We start from the raw sequence: 9,502 nt of genomic DNA on the forward strand, positions 1-9,502 counted from the left end.
ATTACTGGAATTTATGCTGAGAGGGCTAGAAATTCCGATACCAGAAATATGAGAAATCCTAAATTGAGAATTGCTGCTCTAGTGTTACAACCAACTCTTTTAGCTCTTGTTCTGGTAATGCTTGCTCATTTAACAAGGTATAGATGTCAGATAACCCCACCTTTTTTGCCTTTACCGTAATCGGTTTATTTTTTATTTTTACTGGTGACTTGGGTTTTAATGGTTGTAGTTGATTGGTATTTGCAGCCCAATATTGACTAAAATAAGGTAAATTTTCACTATTTCTAAACTGCCTTTTTATAATGTCAGCTAAAGAAGCAAAGCCACAACTAATTGTTGAGTTAGGGTAAGATAGGACAACAGGAATTTGTTGAGAAATTGCTTTATCAAGCTGCGTATCAACCGCTAAATATCCCAAGAAAGCAACGTCAATTTTTAAGTAAGTTTTAACGGCTTGTTGAAAGCGCCGAAAAATTAATTGGCTTTTTTTATAGTTTTCTGCCTTATTAACCAGAACGAACATAGATTGTTTTTTGCCCCGAATCACGAGCATTTTCAATAAAGCAAATGAGTCAGTTAATGAAGTTGGTTCGGGTGTGATAACGAGTACTCTATATTGTGCGGAAGCAACAAAATCAAGTACATTGGTATCAATGCCCGCAGCAGTATCAATTAATAAATAATCAAATTTTTTTTCCAGAGTCTGTAAGGCTGTGATTAAACACAATAATTGCTTTTCATTTAAGTTGGTGCACTGTTTAATACCTGATGCCGCAGGCACGAGAGAAATACCGTTAGGTAACTCAATGATAATTTCATCTATCGTCTTTGTACCATTAAGCACATGTTCAATTGTATAACGGGGGGATACGGCCATTAAAATATTAACATTCGCAAGACCAGTGTCCGCATCAAATAAACAGACCCTTTCTTGTCTAGCGACTAAAGAAAGGCCAAGATTAGTCGTAATATTTGTTTTACCAACCCCTCCTTTACCACTTGTAAATGCGATAACTACAGCCATTACAATCCTTGTAGTGTCAGCACTGAAGTATCATAAATCATTATTCATAGTTCCTATAGGTAATAGTTTTTCTGCGTGGGTTATTTGCTGCCCGCTATTATTACATAAGCTTAGATATTAGGTTAAAGGAAATCAATTTTAATGCAGTATGGGTAGAATTTAATTTTTTATGTCTATTTTTTGACGTAAACGCGTTTGATTTCTCTATTTTCTTTTTATTTTAGGTCGTTACTCTTTTAATATTATAGTTATTTGTTTTAAATCAATATTTATAAAGTGGTCTTATAATTGCTTTGGTTATTGCATAGTACAGTAACAGGGCGATTTTATGACGACTTTTACCTCTCCACAAAATACTGAGAAACTTACTGATGCGTTTCGTATCTTTAATCAGCTATCGGAAAACTTAAGTAACTCTTATCAAGGTCTTGAGCTACAAGTTGAAAAGCTGCACCAGGAATTGGCAGCTGCGCGTAGTGAACGTGTGAAGACCTTGGTGGAAAAAGAGAAATTAGCGCTACGTTTACAGCAAATATTGGCGGCTTTACCGGCTGCAATTATTATTCTTGATACTCAAAGCCGGGTGGTTGACTGTAATTTACAAGCGACGCATTTTTTAGCCGAGCCTTTAATTGGACAATTATGGGCAGATGTCGCTATGCGCAGCTTAATTAGTGTATTGGATAACCCTTTAGAGCGCCAATTACTAAATGGCTTGCGTGTCAATATGACGCGTAGCCGTTTGCCGGAAAGCAATGAGCAAGTGATTATTTTGAGTGATATCAGTGAAATGAATGCTTTACAAGAAATGATTAATCAGCAAAAGCATTTATCTGCCATGGGTGAAATGGTTGCGAGTATGGCGCATCAAGTTAGAACTCCACTGTCAACGGCTATTTTATATGCCTCACAAATGTCTAATCCTAAACTTGATGCAGAGAAACAACAGCGTTTTTCTAAAAAAATTTTAGAGCGCCTACATTATTTGGAGCGTCAAGTGAATGATATGTTGGTATTTGCAAAAGAAGGGCGTTTAACGATGGAGGGGTTTTCATTGCAAAGTTTATTGGATAAAGTCCAAGCAGCAATGAATGATTATGTAACTGACGGCCAAGTGCAATTTAAAATTTCCAATAATTGCTCTGTAGATTTAATGCGAGGTAATGAACATGCACTACAGGGAGTGTTGATGAATTTATTGACCAATGCGCTGGAGGCTATGCCTATTGGTGGGGTACTTAAACTATTCATTAAGCAGCAAAATAAGCAGTCCATAGAAATAAGTATTCAAGATAATGGTCGAGGTATAGAATCAGAGCATTTGCAGCGTATTTTTGAGCCATTTTTTACCACACGTGTTAATGGCACGGGTTTGGGCTTGGCGGTAGTTGATAGTGTTGTTAAGGCTCATGGCGGTCAAGTTTCTTGTCGTTCTAAAGTGGGTGTGGGGACGGAATTTAAATTATCTCTGCCGTGTATTGAACAAGCTTTTCAAGCAGCTATTTCTATGGGAGCAAGCGCATGAAACAATATGATGTTTTAGTGGTTGAGGATGATGCCTCACTTTGCGAAGCCTTATGCGATACTTTAGAAATTGAAGGCTATCGCGTTGTTTCTGCACGTAATGGTACCGAGGCATTACTTAAGCTATCTAAAGGTGATTTTAAACTCGTGGTCAGTGACGTGCAGATGCCAGTCATGGATGGTTTGCAATTATTGAATAATATACAAAATCAGTATGCAAGTACGCCGGTATTATTAATGACAGCTTATGGTTCAGTGCCAAAAGCGGTTGCAGCGATTCAAGCGGGCGCTTCAGATTATTTGGTTAAGCCATTTGATGCAAGTGCTCTAGTAGAAAAAGTAGCGCAATTAGTGGTGCAAAACCCAAGTGCAGCTAACGATCATATTGTTGCAGATGGTGCAATGCAGCGCTTATATCAATTAGCAGATAAAGTAGCTAAAACGGAGGTAACAATCTTAATTCAAGGGGCTAGTGGTGTGGGAAAAGAGGTTTTGGCGCAGTTTGTACATCAAAATTCGGGGCATAGAGAGGGGCCTTTTGTCGCTATCAATTGTGCAGCTATTCCAGAAAACATGTTGGAATCTATGCTTTTTGGATATGAAAAAGGCGCATTTACTGGAGCAGTTCAAGCACTACCAGGTAAATTTGAATTAGCGCAAGGCGGGACTTTATTATTGGATGAGATATCTGAGATGGATTTAGCATTACAAGCTAAATTATTACGTGTTATTCAAGAAAAAGAAGTTGAGCGACTAGGGAGCCAGAAAAAAATCAAATTAAACGTCAGAATTTTGGCGACAACTAACCGTAAATTAAAGCAGTATGTTGAAGAGGGTATGTTTCGTGAAGATTTATATTACCGTCTGAGTGTTTTTCCTTTGATTATTCCTGATTTAGCCGATAGGGTTGATGATATTTTGCCTCTAGCAAATGATTTAATGCAGCGTCATTTATCTACCGGTAAGAAAATGCCGGTATTTAGTCCGCAAGCGATACAAAAAATGCAAGCTTATCATTGGCCGGGGAATGTTCGTGAGTTGGAAAATATCGTACAGCGTGCGCTCATTATGCAGACGGGTGATATGATCAATGAAGGCGATTTGATTTTTGAAGAGGCTATGCAAGTCAAGCTGGAATCAGTCGTGCCAGAGCGTGTTGAAGAGCACGTTAATGAGGTTAAACAGGTTGATTTACCTGATGTAGCTGAGATGAATCTAGGAACTGGCTTACGTTCAGCAGAAGATAAAATTATTTTGAGTACTTTACAATCATTACAAGGGAGCCGTAAGTTAACCGCAGAAAAATTGGGTGTTAGCCCTAGAACTTTACGTTATAAGATTGCACGAATGAAAGACGATGGAATCGTGATTCCATGCTAGAATGCAGCAAAATTTTTCTTGGCGTAAAAAATGCATATTATTTATTATTAAAGGTAAATTGAGCAGGATCATACAATGAGTGATATGAATGTAAACCAAGTTTTAGCGCAAATGCGCTCGATGTCTATAGACGCTGGGAATAAGCCAGCGCCTGTCGATACAAATAATGATTTTGCGGCGTTATTAAAACAATCTATAGATGGTGTTAATGCAACCCAGCAAACAGCAACGAAAATGAGTTCGGGGTTTGAGACGGGCGAATCTGATGCCAGTTTAGCGGAAGTCATGGTTTCTTTACAAAAAGCCAGCGTTTCTTTTCAAGCGATGGTGCAAGTGCGTAATAAGCTCACCGATGCTTATAAAGAAGTCATGAATATGCCAATGTAATGGTGCAAATAAAATAACATGAGTGAGCAAGAGTCGAGCAATAGTTTAGCAAGTACTGCAAGTAACACAGGTAATCAGATGGTCGCTGAGGAGTCGGAGACTAAAGCGATCCACCCAGCAATGGAAGGACTTGTGCAAATGACAGTCATCAAGCAAGTAGGCTTGATGTTAGGTTTGGCTTTCAGTGTTGCAATTGGTGTGGCTGTGGTTTTATGGTCACAAGCACCGACTTATGATTTATTGTTTTCCAGTTTAGGTGAGCAAGATGCTGCAGAAATTTTAGAGACCTTAGATAAATTAGATGTTCCGTATAAAGTTGATGAGCGCTCAGGGGCTGTGATGGTCGCTGCGGGTAAAGTGAGAGATATAAAATTAAAATTAGCTGCAGAAGGGTTGCCGCGTAGCGATAGTTTAGGTTATGAATTGCTGGATAAGGAAGCGAGTTTTACCACCAGTAAAAGTGTTGAAACTATGCGTTTTCAGCGTGCTTTAGAGGGTGAAATTGCGCGTACCGTCATGACCATACAGAATGTAAAATCAGCGCGGGTGTTATTAGCCTTGCCTAAGCAGTCAGTTTTTGTGCGTAAACAGAAAAAACCCAGTGCTTCAGTTATCCTCAATCTATATAGAGGTCGTGCTTTAGAAAAAGGGCAGATTAATGCCATAGTGCATTTAGTTGCCTCAAGTGTGCCGTTAATGGAGGCAGCTCAAGTCACGGTAGTAGACCAGAAAGGGCGGCTACTCAGTTCTAAAGATACCGGCTCCAATTTAGCCTTAACCAATAAGCAATTTGAATATAAAAAAGCAGTCGAAGATCATTTAATGACGCGCATAGAAAATATTTTGATGCCTATTGTCGGTCCTGAAGGTATGCGCGTGCAAATTTCTGCTGAAGTTGATTTTACCGTCACCGAGCAAACTCAAGAGATGTTTAACCCTGATTTGCCTGCTTTAAGAAGTGAGCAAACCACTGAAGATATAAGTACTTTATCTGCTATACAGGGGGTTCCTGGCGCTTTATCTAATCAGCCTCCACCGGCAGGTGTTGCGCCAGAAATTGCTGTAGGAGAAGGTAGTGGTTCTACACAAACTCCGACCTCTTCTAGTAAAGCTGCAACGCGTAATTTTGAATTAGATAAAACGATTACGCATTCACGCCTAGCATCGGGTATTGTACGCCGCTTATCTGTCGCTGTAGTCGTTGATGATAAGCGTGTATTAACCGCCGATGGTTCGGTGAGCACTTTGCCATTTGCTCCAGAAGATTTGAACCGTCTGACTGAGTTGGTAAAGCGTGCTATTGGCTATGATATGCGCCGTGGTGATGAAGTTATGTTGACGAATGCAGCCTTTAGAATACCTGATGAGTTAGAGGCTTTACCTGCAGAACCTTTATGGGAACAAGCTTGGTTTATTGATTTAATGAAGCAACTGGCAGCTGCTTTAGTGGTGTTGTTTATTGTTTTTGGAGTGTTACGCCCAACTATGCGCGGCTTAGTGGCTAAAGAAGAAGAGCCTGAGGAAGAGAAAGACATTGTTTTGGATGAAAACGGCATTCCAGTTGCTGTACCCATGCGCTATGATGAGGATGGTAATCCTATTCCTGTATCGGCAGATGATGAAGGACAAATGTTGTCCTCTGAGACAGAGGATTTATTATTATTAGAAGCCCCTCAAAGTTATGAAAAACGTTTAGAATATGTCAAAAAATTAGTGGACGAAGACCCTAAGTTGGTCGCACAAGTATTAAAAGGGTGGATTGATCAAGATGTCTGAAAACACAGAATTAAGCCAAACAGAAAAAACGTCCTTATTGCTTTTGACTTTAGGGCAGGAGAGGGCAGCAAGTGTTTTAAAAAACATGGGACCAAAAGAAGTGCAAGCCATTGGTACAACGATGGCAGGTTTGTCTAATATTTCTAATGAAATGGTTGATGGTGTACTGGAAGAGTTTATTGTTACCATTAAAGATAAAACAGCCTTAGGCGTTGATTCTGATGCGTATATCCGAGATATGTTAACCAATGCCTTAGGGGCAGATAAAGCAGGTAGCATTATTGATCGGATTTTATTAGGACGTGATAGCAAAGGTATTGATCAGTTAAAATGGATGGATGCCCGTGCAATTGCAGATTTAGTCCGACTTGAGCACCCACAAATTGTTGCGATTATTTTATCCTTGCTAGATGCTGATCAAGCGGGGGCAGTGTTAGGTTTATTGCCGGAAAACATGCGTTCCGATTTATTAATGCGTATTGCAACTTTAGAGGGCGTTCAGCCTGCAGCATTACGTGAATTGGACGAGATGATGGAGAAACAATTGACAGGTGGTGAAAATGCTCAAGCGTCAGCCATTGGTGGTATTGATACAGCAGCTAATATCCTAAACTTTATCGATGGTGCAGTTAGTGAAGCCATGATGGAAGAAATTAGCGAAAATGACGCTGAATTAAGTCAAAAAATTCAGGATAAAATGTTTGTTTTCTCTGACCTAATTGAAGTGGATGATCGGGGAATTCAGGCTTTATTACGCGAAGTATCGACCGACCAATTATTATTAGCCTTACGCGGTGTGGATGATGGTTTAAAAGAAAAAATCTTTGGCAATATGTCTAAGCGGGCTGCAGAAATGTTACGTGATGATTTAGAAGCAGCACCACCTACTAAACTCAGTGAAGTCGAGCAAGCACAGAAAGATATTCTTAGTATTGCTAGAAAATTAGCGGATGCAGGCGAAATTGCCTTAGGTAGTGGCGGTGGTGATGACCTCATCTAAAGGTCGAAATTTCTCTCAAGATGAACTGGATGCTTTAAGTTTATGGGATGTTCCGGATGTTTTAGAACGTCGCTCAGAGGACGTTAGCTTAGATGATACGGTATCGCCAGTTTTGACTGTTGAACAGATCGAAATAATGCAAACACAAGCTTATGATGAAGCTTTTGCTAAAGGTAAGGAAGAGGGTTATAAGGTTGGCTTTTCTGAAGGGAAAGAACTTGGTAAAGCAGAAGGTAGAGCAGAAGGTTTAGAGCAAGGTTATGCAGAAAATAAACATTTATTGCAAGAACAAGTGGCTCGTTTCATTTCCTTGTTAGAGTCCTTAACTGAACCTTTTGCCCAATTAGATGAGCAAGTAGAACAGTCTTTAACACAGCTAGCGATTATTATTGCTAAGCAAGTTGTGCGTCGAGAGCTAAAATTAGATCCTAAGCAAATTATTGCAGTAGTTAAAGAGACCGTCAAAGCTTTGCCGGTGGCTAGGCAGAAAATAACGCTCGCTGTACACCCTGAAGATGCTGAACTAGTGCGTGCATCTCTTTCTTTAGATGCTGATGCACCTGCGTGGGTAATTGAAGAAGATCCATTGCTTACTCGTGGCGGCTGTATTGTATCAACAGAAACATCGCATATTAATGCGACAGTAGAAAATAAATTAAACACGATTATTGCGACTGTCTTAGGCGATGAGCGGCAGGGAGATTCGGAGTGAATGTACCTGTGATTCCTGAACCGATTCGCACGCAAAAATGGCTAGAACGTTTAGCTCCCTATATACAGCGTGCAGAAATTCTCCCTGAATTAGTCGTTGAAGGTCAGTTATCACGCATGGTAGGCTTGACTTTAGAGGCAGTGGGATGTCGTGCTGCGATAGGCTCTCGCTGTAAAGTACAGAGTAAGAATGGACAGTTTATTGAGGCAGAGGTTGTTGGTTTTGCGGGGGAGTGTATTTTTCTAATGCCTTCGGGCAACCCACAGGGTCTAGAACCTGGTTGCCGTGTTATACCCTTGGGTAGTAATAGTTTAGCTAAAGTGGGTTTTGGTCTGTTAGGACGTGTTTTAGATGGCTCAGGTAAACCTCTAGATAATAAAGGGCCATTAAAAACAGAAGCGAAACAATCTATGTCGGGTGAAACAATTAACCCTTTAGCACGTAAGCCAATCCGTGACACTCTAGATGTTGGAGTACGCGCGATTAATGCAATTCTCAGTGTTGGTCGTGGCCAGCGTATGGGTTTATTTGCTGGAACCGGGGTAGGTAAAAGTGTCCTTTTAGGTATGATGACTAAATTTACCAGTGCAGATGTTGTCGTTGTGGGGCTTATTGGTGAGCGAGGCCGAGAAGTTAATGAGTTTGTCCTAAAAATCTTAGGTGAGGAAGGTATGGCGCGAGCCGTTGTCGTTGCCACACCTGCAGATGATCCTCCCTTAATGCGGGTTCATGGAGCGATGTTAGCGACCAGTATTGCAGAATTTTTTAGAGCACAAGGTCTAGATGTTTTATTACTGATGGATTCTTTGACCCGTTTTGCGCAAGCACACCGAGAAATTGCTCTGGCTATTGATGAGCCGCCAGCAACTAAAGGTTATCCTCCTTCAGTCTTTGCAAAATTACCTAGCCTCGTTGAGCGTGCAGGAAATGCTGATGAAGGCGGCGGCTCTATTACCGCTTTTTATACCGTTTTAACGGAAGGCGATGATAATAATGACCCCGTGGCGGATTCTGCGCGAGGTGTTTTAGATGGACATATTGTATTATCACGCAGTTTGGCTGAAGCAGGCCACTTTCCAGCTATTGATATAGAGGCTTCTATTAGCCGAGTGATGCCTGATGTGGTTGATGAGCAGCATATGAACCAAGCGCGAAAGTTGCGCCGATTGTACTCGTTATATCAACAAAACAAAGATTTAATTAGTGTGGGCGCTTACCAGCACGGTTCTGATGCACGCATAGATGCAGCAATCGCTAAAAATCCAGAAATACTCGATTTTTTACAACAAAGTATGAATGAGGCAGTTGATATTAGTCGTAGTTTAAGTGAGCTTAATGCACTTTTGGCTAGCTAAGGAGGAGTGGTGAAAAGATCGCAGCGTTTACAGGTGATTGTTGATTTAAAAATGAATCAAGAAAAAAAACACCTAGAAGCTTTAGGTAAGCAACAGGATATAAAACATCAAAAAGAAACCCAGTTAAATAGCCTGAAAAACTACCGGCAAGATTACCAAGATAAAAATGAACATCTTGTAAAAAGTGGCATATCTGTGATGCAGTTAATGGAATTTAGGAATGAGCACAAATTAATTTAGGCAAGTTCAATTTAAGAATTATAATGATGCAACTCATAAACTTTATTTAAAATCGACCCAAGATAAAACCTTACTCAAAAGAAATTGAAGCGCAGATGCGAGAA

The 9,502-nt window shown here is 40.3% G+C and carries 9 protein-coding genes; 8 read left to right on the top strand and 1 reads right to left on the bottom strand.

Features of this window, described 5'->3' with window-relative positions:
* Positions 1-58: 58 nt before the first annotated feature.
* The gene (locus tag BQ7314_RS07510) at positions 59-1,024 is read right to left on the bottom strand and encodes a MinD/ParA family protein (protein ID WP_174483083.1); all 966 of its coding nucleotides are present in this window, start codon (positions 1,022-1,024) and stop codon (positions 59-61) included.
* A gap of 328 nt (positions 1,025-1,352) precedes the next feature.
* Between BQ7314_RS07510 and BQ7314_RS07515 the strand changes: the two genes are divergently transcribed.
* The 8 genes from BQ7314_RS07515 to BQ7314_RS07550 all read left to right on the top strand — a co-directional run bounded on the left by BQ7314_RS07515 (position 1,353) and on the right by BQ7314_RS07550 (position 9,398).
* Positions 1,353-2,549: a sensor histidine kinase gene (locus BQ7314_RS07515; RefSeq protein WP_174483084.1), complete on the top strand. Its 1,197-nt coding sequence runs from the start codon at positions 1,353-1,355 to the stop codon at positions 2,547-2,549.
* Positions 2,546-3,928, top strand: coding sequence for a sigma-54-dependent transcriptional regulator (locus BQ7314_RS07520; protein ID WP_174483085.1), 1,383 nt, complete (start codon positions 2,546-2,548; stop codon positions 3,926-3,928). The genes BQ7314_RS07515 and BQ7314_RS07520 overlap by 4 nt, the downstream gene beginning before the upstream one ends.
* A 75-nt stretch (positions 3,929-4,003) precedes the next feature.
* The gene (fliE, locus tag BQ7314_RS07525) at positions 4,004-4,315 is read left to right on the top strand and encodes a flagellar hook-basal body complex protein FliE (protein WP_174483086.1); all 312 of its coding nucleotides are present in this window, start codon (positions 4,004-4,006) and stop codon (positions 4,313-4,315) included.
* 18 nt (positions 4,316-4,333) lie between these two features.
* Complete coding sequence (gene fliF, locus BQ7314_RS07530) at positions 4,334-6,091, top strand: flagellar basal-body MS-ring/collar protein FliF (protein ID WP_174483087.1); 1,758 nt, start codon at positions 4,334-4,336, stop codon at positions 6,089-6,091.
* Positions 6,084-7,091, top strand: coding sequence for a flagellar motor switch protein FliG (gene fliG / locus BQ7314_RS07535; RefSeq protein WP_174483088.1), 1,008 nt, complete (start codon positions 6,084-6,086; stop codon positions 7,089-7,091). The genes fliF and fliG overlap by 8 nt, the downstream gene beginning before the upstream one ends.
* On the top strand, positions 7,078-7,803 hold the full coding sequence (locus BQ7314_RS07540) for a flagellar assembly protein FliH (RefSeq protein ID WP_174483089.1): 726 nt from the start codon (positions 7,078-7,080) through the stop codon (positions 7,801-7,803). The genes fliG and BQ7314_RS07540 overlap by 14 nt, the downstream gene beginning before the upstream one ends.
* A complete protein-coding gene (gene fliI, locus BQ7314_RS07545) occupies positions 7,800-9,158 on the top strand; it encodes a flagellar protein export ATPase FliI (protein WP_425356633.1) in 1,359 nt (452 codons plus the stop codon). Before BQ7314_RS07540 ends, fliI begins: the two co-directional genes overlap by 4 nt.
* A 9-nt stretch (positions 9,159-9,167) precedes the next feature.
* Entirely contained in the window at positions 9,168-9,398 is a 231-nt protein-coding gene (locus BQ7314_RS07550) for a flagellar export protein FliJ (RefSeq protein ID WP_174483090.1), read from the top strand.
* The last annotated feature ends 104 nt before the right edge of the window (positions 9,399-9,502 follow it).

It is taken from the genome of methanotrophic endosymbiont of Bathymodiolus puteoserpentis (Logatchev), from assembly GCF_900128525.1.
Lineage (GTDB): Bacteria > Pseudomonadota > Gammaproteobacteria > Methylococcales > Methylomonadaceae > Methyloprofundus.